The organism is Moritella dasanensis ArB 0140 (assembly GCF_000276805.1).
GTDB classification, from domain to species: domain Bacteria; phylum Pseudomonadota; class Gammaproteobacteria; order Enterobacterales; family Moritellaceae; genus Moritella; species Moritella dasanensis.
On sequence record NZ_AKXQ01000009.1, the window covers coordinates 88,250 to 105,635 of the forward strand.

11 protein-coding genes are annotated in these 17,386 nt (G+C 41.6%); 5 read left to right on the forward strand and 6 right to left on the reverse strand.

The genetic code is table 11. The features are described from left to right. Positions 1–145: 145 nt before the first annotated feature. Together A923_RS0109325 and A923_RS0109330 are read left to right on the forward strand one after the other, a co-directional pair. Positions 146–2,059 carry a methyl-accepting chemotaxis protein gene (locus A923_RS0109325; RefSeq protein WP_017221404.1) on the forward strand — a complete coding sequence of 638 codons (1,914 nt, stop codon included), beginning with the start codon at positions 146–148 and terminating at the stop codon, positions 2,057–2,059. 379 nt (positions 2,060–2,438) lie between these two features. Then, complete coding sequence (locus A923_RS0109330) at positions 2,439–4,352, forward strand: methyl-accepting chemotaxis protein (RefSeq protein WP_017221405.1); 1,914 nt, start codon at positions 2,439–2,441, stop codon at positions 4,350–4,352. Between the two features lie 82 nt (positions 4,353–4,434). Here the strand turns inward: A923_RS0109330 and A923_RS0109335 are convergent, their stop codons facing one another. The 6 genes from A923_RS0109335 to A923_RS0109360 all read right to left on the reverse strand — a co-directional run bounded on the left by A923_RS0109335 (position 4,435) and on the right by A923_RS0109360 (position 12,525). Beyond that, entirely contained in the window at positions 4,435–5,253 is an 819-nt protein-coding gene (locus A923_RS0109335; RefSeq protein WP_237716193.1) for an EAL domain-containing protein, read from the reverse strand. Positions 5,254–5,418: 165 nt separating this feature from the next. Next, on the reverse strand, positions 5,419–6,882 hold the full coding sequence (locus A923_RS0109340; RefSeq protein ID WP_017221407.1) for a diaminobutyrate--2-oxoglutarate transaminase family protein: 1,464 nt from the start codon (positions 6,880–6,882) through the stop codon (positions 5,419–5,421). Positions 6,883–6,935: 53 nt separating this feature from the next. Beyond that, complete coding sequence (gene nspC / locus A923_RS0109345; protein WP_017221408.1) at positions 6,936–8,087, reverse strand: carboxynorspermidine decarboxylase; 1,152 nt, start codon at positions 8,085–8,087, stop codon at positions 6,936–6,938. Next, positions 8,087–9,307, reverse strand: coding sequence for a carboxynorspermidine synthase (locus A923_RS0109350; RefSeq protein ID WP_017221409.1), 1,221 nt, complete (start codon positions 9,305–9,307; stop codon positions 8,087–8,089). The genes nspC and A923_RS0109350 overlap by 1 nt, the downstream gene beginning before the upstream one ends. Before the next feature lie 137 nt (positions 9,308–9,444). Further along, positions 9,445–10,989 carry a pyridoxal phosphate-dependent decarboxylase family protein gene (locus A923_RS22190; RefSeq protein ID WP_083849968.1) on the reverse strand — a complete coding sequence of 515 codons (1,545 nt, stop codon included), beginning with the start codon at positions 10,987–10,989 and terminating at the stop codon, positions 9,445–9,447. Between the two features lie 408 nt (positions 10,990–11,397). Next, positions 11,398–12,525 (reverse strand): DNA alkylation repair protein, encoded by a 1,128-nt coding sequence (locus A923_RS0109360; protein ID WP_017221411.1) that lies wholly within the window; start codon positions 12,523–12,525, stop codon positions 11,398–11,400. Between the two features lie 253 nt (positions 12,526–12,778). Here A923_RS0109360 and A923_RS0109365 point away from each other — a divergent pair, with 253 nt between their 5' ends. From A923_RS0109365 to A923_RS0109375, 3 genes are all read left to right on the forward strand, one after another. Continuing rightward, positions 12,779–13,228 (forward strand): SMI1/KNR4 family protein, encoded by a 450-nt coding sequence (locus A923_RS0109365; protein ID WP_017221412.1) that lies wholly within the window; start codon positions 12,779–12,781, stop codon positions 13,226–13,228. Positions 13,229–13,323: 95 nt separating this feature from the next. After that, positions 13,324–14,196 (forward strand): MYG1 family protein, encoded by an 873-nt coding sequence (locus tag A923_RS0109370; protein ID WP_017221413.1) that lies wholly within the window; start codon positions 13,324–13,326, stop codon positions 14,194–14,196. An 84-nt stretch (positions 14,197–14,280) separates the two neighbouring features. Next, positions 14,281–17,373 carry an ABC transporter transmembrane domain-containing protein gene (locus tag A923_RS0109375; protein ID WP_017221414.1) on the forward strand — a complete coding sequence of 1,031 codons (3,093 nt, stop codon included), beginning with the start codon at positions 14,281–14,283 and terminating at the stop codon, positions 17,371–17,373. Positions 17,374–17,386 lie beyond the last annotated feature (13 nt).

Sequence of the window (17,386 nt, forward strand, 5' to 3'; positions counted from 1 at the left end):
GTGATGGAGATCACTCATTGATAACTTTAAATGCGATATGACAATTTACTGCCGATAAGCTAATAACAATGTAATTGCGATAGTGTTATCGCTGTTTAACGCGAGTATACGCTCTCGATTTTATTTATTATAAGGATGTACCCACGTGAATTTCTTATCAAGTTTTAAAGGCCGGATAATTACAGTAATTATGTTACTGCTCATCACGACGCTAGCAATATCGAATTTTCTATCTTATCGCCAACTATCTACCATGATGAAAAGCGACATAGATAACTATTCAACCCTGAAAGTCAGCAGTACATCCGATAAAGTCAACGCGTGGTTCCAAACGATCAAAGATGGCTTGGTTGGTACGGCGCCCGATTTTGCAGTCACCCGCGATGACGATCAAATTAACCTAATGGTGCAACAAATCAATGCATCAACCAAAGCAACAGATATCCTTGTTGGTTTTGAAAATGGCGGTTCATACAGCGCCCTGTCAGGAAAGCGCTTTGTGAATGATTACGACCCACGTGGACGTGATTGGTATAAAGAGGCAAAACGCCAAGGTAAAACCATTATTACCCCTATGTATAAAGATGCATTCACCCAGAATTTATTGGTGAGTATCGCTGAACCTTTCTACAAAAATGGTCAATTACAGGGTGTATTACTTGCCGATATCGAATTGAATATTCTTGAAGATATTGTAAAAGCATCGGCATTTGCACATGCAACAACGAGCTTATTTGACGAGCATGGTACTGCCATTGCGTCAACAGATAAAATAGACAAGCCAGGTGAGTCAAAACTTGCAGACAATGTCGAATTTGCACAATTACAACAACAAATGTTAGCAGAAGAAAGTGGTAAAGTGACTGTTACAGCTAACGGTAAAGAAAAAATCAACTATTTTGAGTCTGTGAAACTTGATGATCAATTAAGCTGGAACATATTAGTGACTTTGGATAAAGAAGCGCATCACGCTGTTATTGCTGATAGCTTAGAAGATTCATTAATCACCGCTATTATTTTGATTATTATGGTATCGCTACTGATATATGTTGCCCTTAATAAACTTTACCAACCAATCATTGCATTAAAATCTACAATCCAAGATCTCGCACAAGGTAACGGCGATTTAACGCAACGATTGGATGTTACAAGTAAAGATGATTTAGGCCAGATAGCAGAAGGCGTCAATACCTTTATTGCGAACCTGCAAACGATCATGATCGATATATCACAATCAACAACGCACATTTCGACTGGCATTGAACAACTGCGCTCACAAACAGAGCATAACAATACCGTGTTAATCGATCATGCCAGTGAAACAGATCAAGTAGTGGTGGCTGTGACAGAAATGAGTTCGACTGCTGACAGCGTTGCTCAAAGTGCAGCGCAAAGTGCAACTTATACGCAGAAATCAACGGATGAAGCACACCAATCTAAGAGCGTTGTAGAAGGCGCTGTAAGGGGGGTTGCCGACTTGGTCAATGAAGTAGAAGCGATGGCACTAAACATTCAAACCATGAATGAAGATACCCATAAAATCAGCACTGTTTTAAGCGTTATTGGTGAGATTGCCGATCAAACCAACCTACTCGCACTTAACGCAGCAATTGAAGCGGCACGCGCAGGCGAACAAGGCCGAGGCTTTGCAGTTGTTGCTGATGAAGTACGAACACTTGCTGCAAGAACACAGCAAAGTACCTCAGAAATTAACGAAATGTTAACGCGCTTACGTGGTGGTGCAGATACAGTAGTCCGTGCAATGGATATCACTAAAGCAAGTTGCCAGCAAACAGCGGATACCACAGCCAGTGTCAACGACAGTCTTGATTCGATGACCAATTCAGTGATGCAGATTAATGACCTTGGTATTCAAATTGCTACAGCAGCTGAAGAACAAAGCTCAGTCACCGAAGAAATAAACCGTAACATGACGATGATTCAGAATATGGTATCGCAATTAACTGAAAACGGTGAAAAAACCATGGACAGTACCCATACGCTAGCAAGTTCAAATCAACAACTTGTTACCATTGTGTCCCAATTCAAATTGAGCTAAAAAATCTGCTTATAATGCCTTTGTCTTTGGTATTAATTGAATGCCAAAGACAATTTCCACCATCAAATATCAAATTGTAATGATGAGCTCACGCTTATTATTAGCCAATTTAAACTAAAATAACCAGGTCAACGCTTAGAATTCCATAAAATTAAATATCAGACTTTATATTGTTATATATCACTTTATAGATGTAAAGTCTGGTTATTTGTTAATAAGCAAACACTTCCCACCAAAATTTACGTTACAATCGCTTACAAAATCCTACTCCAACTTTCATATGAATGTTAGGATATGTAAAAATTGCAAACAAGCTGAACATATATCCACAAATCAGCTAAATCGCGACATTTATAACCATTAAAGGGTACTGATTCACGTGAATTTTCTATCAAGTTTTAAAGGGCGAATAATCTCTGTCATTATTTTACTCTTAATCACAACTTTAACTATTTCTAACTTCTTTTCTTATCGCCAACTATCTTCTTCTATGTCGAGTAATATCAATGATTACTCTATACTAAAAGTTGATACTACCTCGGCGAAGATCAACGTTTGGTTTCAAACGATTAAAGAAGGTTTAATCGCCACTGCGCCAGATTTCTCACAAGCACGTGATGACGAGCAGTTACATTTAATGGTTCGACAAATCACAGCGGCAACAAAGGCCAGTGATATTGTGGTTGGTTTTGCCGATGGTCGCTCTTATGGCGCTGCAAGTGGCAAACGCGATTTAGCCAGTTATGATCCCCGTACCCGTGATTGGTATACCCTAGCACAACAAAAACGTGGCACGATCGTTACGGCCATGTATAAAGATGCGCTAACTAAACAGTTACTTATTAGTATTGCCGAACCGTTTTATAACAATGGTCGCCTAGAAGGTGTATTACTTGCTGATATCGAGCTAGGTGTACTGAACGACATGGTACGTGATTCGGCATTTGCCAATGCGGTAACAAGTTTATACGACAACCAAGGCACGACAATCGCATCGACGGTACAAATTAATAATCCAGGTCAAAGCAAACTAGCTGACGACATGGGTTATGCGCAACTGCAACAACAAATGTTGAATAATGATGAAGGTGTCACTGAATTCAGTGTCAATGGCGCAGATAAAGTAAGTTACTTTGAAAGCATCAAACTTGATGATTCAATGAACTGGCATTTACTCATTACCGTAGATCAATCAGCACATTACGCGACTGTAAAAGAGTTATTAGAAAAGACACTATTTGGTGCCCTACTACTTATTATCATCGCATCTGCGATTGTATATGCTGCACTTAACCAATTATACCGCCCTATTCTAGCGTTAAAATCGACCGTTGTTGATCTTGCCCATGGTAATGCCGATTTAACCCAACGCCTTGCTGTAACAAGTAACGATGATTTAGGTCAGATAGCCGAAGCAGTAAACCGCTTCGTGATCAACTTGCAAGATATGATGTTAGAAATATCGCAATCAACAGACCATATTTCATCTGGTATTGAGCAATTAAGATCGCAAACGGAACACAACAACACGGTATTGGTTGATCACGCTAGCGAAACCGATCAAGTTGTTGTTGCTGTGACTGAAATGAGTTCAACTGCCGACAGTGTTGCCCAAAATGCAGCGCAATCTGCAACCTTTACCCAGCAATCAGCCGATGAAGCACATAAATCAAAAGCGGTTGTTGAAGGCGCTGTACACGGTGTTGCAGACTTAGTAAACGAAGTTGAAGCGATGGCATTGAACATTCAAACAATGAATGAAGATACCCACAAAATAAGCACAGTATTAAGCGTGATTGGCGAAATTGCCGACCAAACTAACCTACTGGCATTGAACGCGGCAATTGAAGCAGCGCGTGCTGGTGAGCAAGGTCGTGGTTTTGCCGTTGTTGCTGACGAAGTTCGTACCCTTGCAGCAAGAACGCAACAAAGTACTTCTGAGATTAATGAGATGCTTTCACGCTTACGCAATGGTGCAGACACTGTTGTACGTGCGATGGATATCACCAAGGCGAGTTGTCAACAAACAGCGGCAACCACAGCAAGTGTGAATGATAACCTTGATTCAATGACGACATCTGTGATGCAAATTAATGACCTTGGTATTCAAATTGCGACTGCCGCTGAAGAGCAAAGTTCGGTAACGGAAGAAATCAACCGTAACATGACGATGATCCAAGGCATGGTTAATCAGCTTACTGATAATGGTCAAAAAACCATGGACAGTACCCGTGAACTAGCCAGCTCAAACGAGCAGTTAGTCGCAATTGTTGGTCAGTTTAAACTGAAATAAAAACGCATAATCACAAGCTATTATTTATCTAGCTTATTATGCTACTCCAGCGTCGACCCTTACTTATCTGAGGGTCGACGTATTAACTTTCGGTGTTATATGCAGTGACAAACTGCGGTTTAAATAAAAAACCTTGAACATAATCAATATTTAAAGCTTTTGCAAACGCTAGATCCTCACCTGTTTCAACCCCCTCCAAAATCGTCTTCTTGCCTGCAGCTTTAGCATAAGCAATCAAGGCTCGAATCAATAATAAAAATTTTGCGTTATGCTTATTCAATACCACAAAACGATCGAATTTAATAAAATTAACTTGCTCTAATACTGCGGTTGAAAGCATCGACTGTTCGTTACAGACATCATCAATTGCAGTTCTTATATTGTATGACGCCATTAATTTGATCATGTTAAGACTCATTTTGGCATCGATTATCTCGGAGTTTTCAATCAGCTCTACAACTACCTCATTGTCTTTATGATCTAAAAACAACTGAATGAAAGGATTCAATTCTTTCGCTGTTAGCGACTGCTCTACGATATCATCACCATAAGCAAAATAAGAATCTTGATCTAAGTTAACGAATAATTTGAAGTTCTTCGGGGCATGTTGAAGCTGTAACCTTTTCTGTGCGAATTCCACTTGAAATAATGACAGAGGGTTGTGATGCAAAGCCTTATAAACTTGGTCTGGGGCAATGGGATTATTTTTATCATCATAAAAACGTGATAAAGCTTCATAAGCAAATACTTCAAGTGTATCAAGCGCTACGATAGGTTGGTATTCAACACCATAATTCTTTGATTTTAAAATATATAATAGTAATTTAGGTGGTAGAACTGGCGCTATACTAGTCAAATCCATTAACTCTAGCTTAAAGACATCAAGTATACTAACACTCAATAGTAATGATTCTCAATATCACTTTCTTGTTAAAAATCTTCAAAAGTGTGATAAAGGCCACAAAAAAGGCCTTTATCATTGTTTTATACAGTACTAAAGGCCTTTTTATTAAACGCTGAATTATTAGCAGTTAAGCAATTTCATCATTTATTGAAACTTGACAGCCTAAACAGCAGAGTTAATCGCATCCGTTAAGATAGCGACAACCACATCAATCTCTGCAGGTTGAATGATTAACGGTGGTAACATGCGGATAGTCGAACCAAAACGCCCGCCTAATTCAATAATCAAACCACGACGCAGCGCCGCTTGTTGAATCGCTTTGGCACGAACGCCATCTTGTGGCAAGTTACCTAGCACATCACGTTCGCCATTAGGATCAACAATCTCGATACCTAACATCAAACCACGGCCACGAATATCGCCAATAACGTCTGAGGCAATCGCTTCTAAATCATGCTTTAACTTCGCGCCCATCGCACCTGCATGCAAATGTAATTGGTTTTCAGCAAGGTGACGCATCACCACCAACCCAGAGGCCATTGCGAGTTGGTTACCACGGAACGTACCCGCGTGCGCACCTGGCTGCCATTTATCAAAGTCACTGTGATAGACAATAGCAGCTAATGGTTGACCGCCGCCTAACGCTTTAGACACCACGATAACATCCGGTTCAATATCTGCGTGTTCAAATGCAAATACTTTACCCGTACGACCCATGCCCGCTTGAATTTCATCAATAATAAGCAAGATGCCGTGACGTTTAGTTATATCACGTAAACCGCGTAACCAAGTTGGATCTGCCGGTAATGAACCTGCTTCACCCTGCACTGCTTCAACGATTATAGCCGCAGGTTTAGCAACACCAGACTCTGGATCAGTTAGCATTGTTTCTAACTGGTAAAGGCTGGCTTTAATACCGGTCTCACCTAAGCCATAGGGACAGCGAGGTGCATACGGGAATGGCATGATTTGCACATCCGCGCCCGTCATGCTTAATGCAGATTTAGGCCCTAAGTTACCCATCATCGCTAACGCGCCATGCGTCATGCCGTGATAAGCACCCGAGAATGCTAAAATAGAACGACGACCAGTGGCAATTTTAGCCAGCTTTAACGCCGCTTCAACTGCATCTGAACCACAAGGGCTACACATTTGAATGCGTGCATTTGCAGCCATGTTACCCGGTAGTAGATCCAATAGCTGCGTCATAAACTGATCTTTGACTGGTGTCATTAGATCTAACGTTTGCATTGGTATTTCAGACTGCACAGCTTCTATCAACGCAGCGGTTACATCGGGGTGACTGTGGCCTAGAGCCAAAGTACCTGCAGCAGCTAAGCAATCAATAAAGATCTGTTGCTCAGTATCTTCAACAAAGATACCTTGGCCGCGTTTTAACGCAAATGGCAAACGACGCGGATAGCTGCGAGCATTTGACTCACGCTGTTCTTGGCGTTGTAAATAGCTATTAGTCGCTAGCACACGTGCTGGCTGACTAAGAAACGAATCCAAGTTTAACGCGGTAGGTATTACTGCGCGCGTCACTGGTTTATCGTTATTCATTTCAGTCACATAATTTAAAACTTCGCTCACGTCGTTTTCAACCTTCTTTGATCTTTTATTCATAATTGCCACCCTGTGAAAGGTATCATTCATATTGTTGCTGACATTCGGCAAGATTAAACTTTGCCTAATGTCGCTTTGAAATCCTGATAATCAAACTGATTCAGGGTTTCTATTTTACCTTCAACACGTTTACCGTTAGCGTCGTCAATCGCCGCTCGTTGAAAATAAATGCTTGGCATTTTTAGGCCATTGAACCAGTTCAGTTTCACCATGGTGTAACCGGCTGAATCTTTAATCGTTAGACGATCGCCGACTTGTAATGGCTGTGGGAAATTGGCTTCACCAAATATATCCCCTGCCAAACATGAACAGCTGCCAATAATGTAAGAATGCTGACCATCTTCTGTTGCTTCAGCAAAACTCGCAGGCTCGTTATAGATAAGCGTATCTAAACGATGTGCTTCAGTCGCACTGTCGACGATTGCGGTTTTCTTATCATTTTCAACAACGTCTAATACCGATACCACAAGGTCTGTGGTATCCGTAATAACCGCTTCACCTGGTTCAAGGTAAAGTTGAACTTGATGTTTTTCAGCAAAGGCTTTCAGTGCTAATGCTAATTCAGCAACCGGATAACCCGGATAAGTGAAGAACAACCCACCACCCAAACTCACCCAAGATACTTGATCTAAGTGCGCTGAAAACTGCTCTGAAATTGTGTTAAGAATAGTGTTATAAGCAACAAAATCCTTGTTTTCACAATTCATGTGGAACATCAAACCATCAAGTTTAGCGACAGTTTCAACTGTTAGTCCCGCTTTTTTAACACCTAAGCGCGAATAAGCACGTGCAGGATCTGCGAGATCTTGCCCTGCATAACTCACTTCAGGGTTAATGCGTAAACCAACACTGCTTGAAGCAGGCAACAAAGGTTGCATACGTTCTAGTTGTGATACCGAGTTAAAGATAATCTTATCGGCAATATCACGTACCGCGATCACGTCATCTTCGCTGTAACCCACGCTGTAAGCATGTGTTTCACCGGGAAACGTCTCGTGGCCTAGCTGCACTTCATACGGACCACTGCTGGTTGTACCGTCTAAATATCTGCTGATGGTATCGAATGTTCCCCATGTAGAGAAACACTTCAATGCCAATACCAATTTCACATCCGATAGATCTTTTAACTGCTTGCAGATCTCAAGATTGCGCAGCAGTTTATCTTCATGGATCATGAAATACGGTGTTTTTAGAAGCGCCGACATTACTCGCAGTCCAGCTCTTGAACTTCCCATTTTAGACCGATGCGCGGCATCAAGTCTAAGAAGTCATCTGGGTTAAGTTGTTCTACGTTGAACAAACCAACATCGCTCCACTTACCTTGGAAGTAAAGTAGTGCTGCAGTGATTGCAGGTACGCCAGTTGTGTAAGAAATCGCTTGATGCTCAACTTCTTTATATGCTTCTTCGTGGTCGCAAATGTTGTAAACGAATACGCTACGTGGCTTGCCTGCTTTAGTACCACGAACCCATGTACCGATACATGTTTTACCCGTGTAACCTGACGCTAGTGATGTTGGATCGGGTAAGATCGCTTTTAATACTTTCAGTGGTTCAACCGTAATACCGTCAGTAGTAGTAACAGGCACTTGGCTTAATAAACCAATGTCGCGCATTACGTTGAAGTATTTAAGGTAGTTATCAGAGAAACCCATCCAGAATTCAATACGTTTTGCAGGAATGAATTCAGCTAATGAACGTACTTCATCGTGCGCCATTGAGTAAACTTTTTGCTGACCAACAACCGGGAAATCAAATTCCATTACGCGGCTGTGGCAAGGCACTTGATGCCATTCTTTGTTCTCGTAGTAGAACGAGTCGCCTAAGATCTCTAACATGTTTGTTTCTGGATCAAAGTTAGTTGCAAAGCGTTGACCATGATCACCTGCGTTTACATCCATTACGTCGATGCTGTCGATTTCATCGAATAAGTGCTTGTATGCATATGTTGCGAATACGCTTACTACGCCTGGATCAAAACCAGCACCAAGAATACCTGTGATACCGGCTTTTACGAAGTCTTCACGGAATGCCCATTGTGGATCGTAAGCTTCAGGTACTTGCTGACCTTCGCTGCATAAATCAGTTGCAACAGATGTGTCTAGGTAAGCGGTTTTAGTCGCAACACATGCAGCCATGATCGCTACGTTTACCCACGGAGGACCGGCGTTGATTACTAGGTCTGGATTTACTTCTTCGATAAGTGCAATTAGTTCATCTTTGTTATCAACGTTGATTTGACGAGATACCAAGCTGCGAGTCTTGTCTTTTAAGTTGTCACGGTGATGAACACTGGTGATGATTTTGTCACATTTAGCGATTGTGCGTGATGCGATTGTAATGTCACCAAACACGTCATTGTTTTGAGCACATTTATGCGCAATAACCCAACCAACACCACCAGCACCAATTTGTAATACAGACATATCTATTCCTTAAACTTATTCTTTAATTGTTATTTTATAAATGGCTGATCTATTCGAAACACATCAACCACTGTTCTATTTATTTCTAAACCTATTTATTTCTAAATGACTTTAAGCTACTTTCTATAAACTTTAAGCTATTTGATATAATCTTGCTCTGCAGCAAAATCAGCTATCTTGCTAAACAAACTTTCAAAATCACTTAACTGTAAACATGGATTTAAAATCGTCAGTTTTAGACAGGTATAACCATTAATTTTGGTTTCGCCTAATACCGCCTGCCCTGCTGTTAACAGATCTAAACGTAAACGCTGATTGATCATGCTAATTTGTTCTTCACGCTCAGTGCTTACAGCGCTGCTTGTTATTAGATCGTTATATCTGAACAACACAGTGCTTAGTTGTGGCTGAGCCAACAATTCAAACTTGTCAGTTGCAGTCACTAACGCGCCGACATTTTGAGTCAGACTGATAAGGTGATCGTACATCGCACCAAATTTATCCGTACCCAAGGCTTGCATAGACATCAACAGTTTCAACGCATCAAAACGTTTCGTCGTGGCAATTGATTTATCCACCAAGTTTGGTAGTTCATCAGTTTCACGATTTAAGTAATCAGCGTGATGTAATAAGTATTTGAAGTTGTGATTATCACGGATCAACAATGCGCCACAGCTAATCGGTTGGAAGAACAACTTGTGGAAATCAGTACTGATTGAATCAGCCAACTCGATACCAGCCAAACGATCTTTGTGTGAACTTAAGATCAATGCGCCGCCATAAGCGCCATCAACGTGGAACCACATATTGTGTTGTTCGCTAATCGCCGCAATCGCTTGCAGATCATCAATCGCGCCAAGGTCTGTGGTGCCAGCCGTACCAACCACGCAGAACGGCATCAAGTCTTGTGACTGTAAGTCAGCAATCGTTGCATTCAGTGCGTTAATGTCTAAACAACCGAATTCATCAGTCGCGACAGTGATCACTGCACGTTCACCCAAGCCCATTAACGAGGCTGACTTTTGCACGGTAAAATGACTTGTGTGTGAACACAGAATGCGTAATTTCTTCGCGTAACTTGGTAAGCCGTCTTTCTGAACGCTTTCACCTGAGATTTGCTCGACAGCGCGATCGCGTGCCAACAACAGACCCATCAAGTTACTTTGCGTGCCACCACTAGTGAACACACCATCAGCGCCATTGTTGGTCGCTGATTGCTTAAGGTCATAACCAAATAGCTCACATAACCAATCTGTCATTTTCTGTTCTACATAAGTAGCAGAAGATGCTTGGTCCCATGAATCCATTGATTGGTTAAGTGCCGAAATAATAGTTTCAGCAGCCAGTGCAGGGATTAACGGCGGCGTGTGTAAATGAGCAATACAGTGCGGGTGTTGCACGATAATTGAATTTTTACCAATCAGATTAACATTGTTGGTGATGATGGCTGCCAGCGGTGCAATCGGCGCTTTACCAATCGGCATCGCCATGATTTGTGCGTTTAACTGCGCAGGTTCAAGTCCAGAATACGGCGCGTTAATCGCGGTAAACATCGCAGATAATTCGCGGGCAGAATGCTCGATAGCGTTTAGATAATGCGGCTGTGCTTGCGGATCTAGATGTACAAATACATCAGACCAATCACTGTTGTGATTTGAATTTTGGTTTGAGTTTTTCATCATTCTTCAAATTTTAAATAAAAAAATGCATATTCGAGAGCTAAGTCGCGCTAAAAGCAGAATCTAAAAGCGGAGCACAGAACAAACGAACAAGTTAGTTGCGCAGGGCAACCGAGAGAAAAAGCTAGATTTTAGGCGAAACTGTAAAGTGCTCGCGCTAATCAGAGATCAGAGGTACGGTAGGCAAATACGAAATGTGTGATTAATGATTTGTATCACTGTCTTTTAAAGTCCATATAAAAACAAAATAATCGAGGAGCTCGATTTAGTGGCGATAATGTAATTTAAATGTAATTTGGATGCAAGCGATTTATATCACGGTTATTATAAATTAATCTGTAAATACAGTCTTATTTGGTTATAACAACCGTATAAATAACAAAATATAAAGATATTTACGTTTTTTGAACGCTAACTTTCTATTAGTTCAAAACTATGTAATGCCTCTTGACGTGAACCGACCCCACATTCTTGACCATTAATGATGATAGTCAGTTTGTGAATCCCTAAATGAAATACCCGAGTGCTAATCACTTTAAAGCTTTGGTGTCGGCTAATCTGTTCTTGCGTGTTCGCGGCTATCACCCGTTCACTAATTTTAAATACTTTCCGCGCTAAGCTGCCATTTTTCTTCAGGTAATACAGGCCGTATTCTAAACGTAACTTCTGGGCGTTATGACTGGTATTTTCAATCGAAAAATTAAAATTAAGCTTATCTCCGACCTTAACGACCGGTGTCGTGATGGCCATTGCAGTGAGTTTTATCAGGTCTTGTTGAAAACCAAACAACGCCATAATTTCAGGCTGGGCTTGTTTGAGTAAAGTGCGGCACGCGTGTTTCACGAGTTTGTTTGTCAGGGTGTTATTTCCTAACCACTGCGTTGCAATTTTGACCACGACATCACTGTTATCTTTGGCAATGTCATTAAGGTTATTCGCCACACTGCGCCTCACTACTTCACAGTCATCTTGTTTCAATGCAGTTAAAATAGGCAGTAAAGGCGCTGGATCATTCTTTAATGCAGGCAATGCCATCGCCCACGGCAGTCGAGGTCGAGAACCTTCAGTGGCTAATCGGCGTACATGACGACTTTCGTGTGTTGTCCATGCCAACATTTGCGCTAACATCTTTTCGGTATAACGTATGATAAAAGGTCTAACGGCAAACTCACAGCTGGTATATTGCGTGACAAATTCAAAGCCATCAATTGCGCTGTCGTAATCATCAAGTCCATACATTTCGATGTAAGCAGGCAAGCACATATATTCGAGACTTTGCTCTTTAATCCCCTGCTTGCGCAATTCCTGAATGATGTTTTTAAGTTCGTCTACGGCGATACTAAAATCAACAGGCATAAAGTGATGCAAGACTGCGGCGGTATGATGCATGCGCTGCTTTAATTCATACTCTACAAAGTCGTCAGTAAAGATTAACTGGTTAAACTTCACCGTATCAAACTCAGGTAATACCTTAGCTAATACCCCCGAAAATTGATCATAAAATGCAGGGCAATAAACGTCTTTAAATAACTCAGCCATAAGTAAACTCTCATTCCAGTGGTAATCAATGTGGTAATGTTCAAACGATACAAATAAAGCGGTATAGATAAAACTATATAGGAAGTGTACTGAAATTTAAACTATCTCTAGATTGCAGCTTTCAAATAATCGATAAATCAATAATTAATTGAATCATATGACTATCCTGTGTATCTTGTTTTTATTATAAAAATAAGACAGTTTTCATCGTCAATTACGGTGATAAGCCTTATCGGTCTTGGAGTATTTCTAAATGAATAGCATTGATCAATTTGTAAAAAACTGGGGCAGTAAAAACGCCATGGTACCAATAAATATTGATGATATTGCAGAGCTTGAACTAAAATTAAAAGGTGTTTTACCAGACTCATATAAGTATTTAATATCTACTTATGGCTTGGTTCACACACCTAATGTGCTGACTAAAATTTGCGATTTAAATTCAGATGTTTCTGAAGTACAAGACTTCTTAAGCCTAGACGATGTAGCGTCACTCTCACAGCTGTATGAAATGAGTGGCATGCCAAAGGGCCATGTTTTGTTTGCCTCTGATTGTAAGGGCAACATGTTTTGTTTCAAGCTTAGCGATTGTGAGCGTAACAACGCAGATGCGCCGGTATGGTTTTTTGACTATAGCGCTGGTACCGTGACGCACGTATCACCATCGTTTACCGAATGGCTAGACCAATTCAATGAACTTTAGCTTAACGGGCTATAGTTTAATGAGCTTTAATAAAATTTAATGTTGCATATAATGTGCAACATCTCCTTATCCCTTTCTAAAATGACACTATAAAAATGAATGATAAAACAATAGCAACTCACAACGGTAAATTTCATGCAGATGATGTTTTCAGTATCGCAACACTGAAGCAGATTTTTCCTTCTTTCAAGCTCGTCCGTACACGTGATTTAAGCGTGATTGGCGAAGCTGATATTGTGATCGATGTCGGTGGTGAATATGATCCTGATACCGGTCGTTTTGATCATCATCAACGTGGTGGTGCAGGCCAGCGCGAAAATGGTATTCCCTACTCTTCTTTTGGGTTAGTTTGGCAGAAATATGGCTTAGAAATATGTCAAGGCAACCAAGAGATCGCCGATTCTGTCGACGCCGGTTTAGTCTCTACGATTGACGCCATCGATTGCGGTCATGTTGAAGGTGTTGCTCAAGGCATTAGCCTTAGCCAAACGATTTCAATGTTTAACCCTACGTGGCAAGAAGAAGGTGATTTTGATGGCTGTTTTGATGAAGCCGTTGCTTTTGCATCGCGTATTTTAACACGCTTCATTGCATCTGCTGCAGGTGGCATTAATGCAAAAGATATTGTCGCTGAAGCGATTAATAACGCCAACGATCCAAAAGTAATTGTATTAACGCAATATACACCGTGGAAAACAACGGTTTTAAACTTAGCGCCTGAAGCTTTATTCATGGTTTATCCATCTCAGTCTGGTAAATGGACTATTCAAGCAGTACCGGTTGAACTCGGTTCATTCGAAGATAGAAAGTCACTGCCGAAACCATGGGCCGGTTTATCAGAACAGGCGTTTAAAGACGTAACGGGTCTTGATGATGCGATGTTCTGCCATAACGGTTTATTTATTGCCGGTGCAGCGTCATTTGAAAGCATCATGAAAATGGCTACAATGGCACTTCAAGCAAAATAAGACGTTCGATAAATAATAGCTTCATCGCCATTAAAATACTAATTAAAGCATTTTCATAAATAACCCATCAAGAGGAGATCGAAAATGGAAAAGAGCCTTTTTCAGTTTATCTGGAAATATTCAAAACGAAATCAGTTGATTCTATCAGCTGTCACGCTCCTAACGTTTCCGATCCTCTACATATCGCTGGAGCTCCCTAAACGCATCATCAACGATGCGATTGGTGGCACGGGCGAAGATGTCACAGTACTCGGTGTGATACTCAGTCAAACCGAGTTTTTAATGGTGCTTTGTGTTGGCTTTTTAATTGCAGTATTAGCCAATGGTTTATTGAAGATGAAGCTAAACACCTTGAAAGGGGTCTTAGCTGAGCGCTTATTAAGACGATTTCGTTTTCAAATGGTTACTCGAATTTTAAGATTCCCTCGCTCATATTTCCGCACCACCAGCCAAGGTGAGCTCGTGTCGATGGTAACTTCTGAAGCGGAACCAATGGGATCATTGATGGGCGATATGTTGTCACGCCCTATCCTTCAAGCTGGGCAGATGTTAACTATTCTTGCCTTCTTATTTGCACAAAGTTTCTGGTTTGGCCTTGCATCCATCACCCTAATTCCCTTACAGGCATGGATAATTCCTAAGTTACAACGTCAGATTAATTTATTAAATAAAGCTAGAATTCAGGAAATACGTAAATTAGCCGCAGATATTGGCGAAACGGCTGCTGGCGTCAGTGATATTCGTACTAACGGTGGATTACGTCATAGACTGTCCTTGTTCTCCAATCGTTTAGGTAAATTGTTCGGTATCCGCTTCGAAATTTATCAGAAGAAATTCTTCATGAAGTTCTTAAACAACTTCATCAATCAATTAACCCCCTTCTTTTTCTATTCAGTGGGTGGTTATTTGGCAATTCAAGGGGAGATCACTGTCGGTGCTCTCGTGGCCGCACTTGCAGCATACAAAGATCTATCATCACCTTGGAAAGAATTACTGACTTATTACAATCAAACTCAAGATATGGCGTTACGCTGGGAAGTCGTCACCGAACGCTTCACGTCAAAAACGTTAGTGAACGATGCGTTATTTGATGGCGAACCTGATACGTTTACCAGTCTTCATGGTGACATTGAGCTGAAGAATGTAACTGTGCGTGACGACCTTAACCATTCAGTACTCGAAGATATTAACTTAAGCATCCCCAAAGGCGCACGCGTTGCGATTCAGACCAACAGCGAGTCTGCGGCGCTTGCGTTTGCTGATATATTAACCCGTGAAGTAATCCCATACAGGGGGTCGGTGCAGATAGCAGGTCATAACATGAATGACTTACATCAAACAGTACTCGCCAATCGCATCGGCTATGCCAATTCCAATCCGCACATTTTTCAAGGCACGCTCGGTGAAAACCTGTTAATGCCCTTTAATTATGAGCCTGCATTAGGCGCGGATATTTCGGTTGATATGACAGATTGGCAACAAGAGTCTGCACGCGCAGGTAACAGTGTCGACCCGTTTGAATCGGACTGGATAGCGCCTCAAATAGCCGGGTTTCAGTCGTGTGATGAGATTAAAGATTGGTGGTTCCAGTTGGTAGAAGCAATGGGGACTGACGATATAATTGTGCGCCGAGGTTTGCAATCGCGTCTTGATCCTGAATCCCAGCAAGAACTCGCAGAAGCGATCGTGCGTTTACGCCCAGAAATAGCCAAGCGATTAACGCAAGCAGGTGTCGATGATATCGTGCATGCCTTTGACCCTGAAAAATTCAATCCTGTGTCCCCTTTAGGTAGCAACTTGCTTTATGCTGTGACGACAAAAGTGCTGACACAAGTAACCTTGTCACAAGAGGATAATTTTGTTCAACTGTTACAAGACGAAGGCATTGCTGACTATCTTGCAAAAATGTCTGCCACTGTCATCGAAGGGCTTTCAGCTACGTTTGGTACCGACGGTACTGACCATCCATTGTTTCGCCGTTTGAATATGGATGAAGACCTTTATCATCGCCTCCGAGTGATTGTAGCGAAAAGACGCTTGGTTGGTGACAGCGGATTAGCCCCTGAAGATTTTTCCCTAATGCTGACGGTATCTTTTGCGTTTTCCGCCGAGCAGATTGGCCCAGGGTTCACAGATGCATTTAAAGAGCAGATTTTGCAAATTAGAATAAAGAATTCTAAAGACATGGTCGAAAAATTCGGTGGTTTGTTCATTCCAATCGACCCGCTACAATATTTCCCTGTTATGTCTGTTCTTGGCAATGCCATTTATGGTCGCGTTTCGAGTTTGGCCGGTAATCGAGCAAAGTTAGTTGAGGATACAGTTGTTGATGTCTTGACAGAACATGGTCTAAGACGGTTGGTCGCACAATCTATATATGATGTGGCAACAACGCAAGGTGGAGAAAACTTACCGGCAGTGTTCAGAGAACGTGTGGCGTTCAGCCGCGCGGGGATCAAAAAACCTGATCTGCTGATCCTTCGAAGTGCATTGGCGAGCCACGATGCTGATGCCCGCGCGTTGACGCGTGAACGTATTAGTAAATTGATGCCTGATACCACCATTATTTTCATTGAAAACACATTTCATCATCCAGAAAAATTCGATTTGTTTGTTGAAATTGTTGATGGCCGAATTGATGGTGCACAGCGTCAGGATGATCTACAAGATGAAGATGCGCGTCAGGATTTAAACCGAAAAATACGGGTGGTCGCGCAGACAGAATTATTTGCTAAGATTGATCTAAAACAGCAACGCCTACTCGCCTTTAGTGCGCAATGGTACAAAGTAAAAGCGGGCCAAGTGATCTTTAGTGCGGGAGAAGAAGCTGATGCTTCTTACCTCTGTGTTAAGGGATCCGCTGGTTTATACTGGCCAGCAACGGCAGTCGAGCAACGTTTGGTAACCGCAATTTTACCAGGCCGATTAATCGGTGATTTAGCCGTCATCCACAACGCGCCACGTCTATTAGATTTGATTGCGATAGAAGACAGCGTATTTTTACGCATAGGTGCCAGTGAGTTAATCGCCGTAATCGAAAATGATGCAATGGTTGCAGCAAACCTACTACGCTCGGTTGCTGCGCATCTATCAGAAAATGCGACAAACCTACGTGCAATGCGTGCATTTGCAATTGAACGCGGTATCGATTTCAGTGAATTAGATAAAAAGGATTAGGATTAAGTTAATT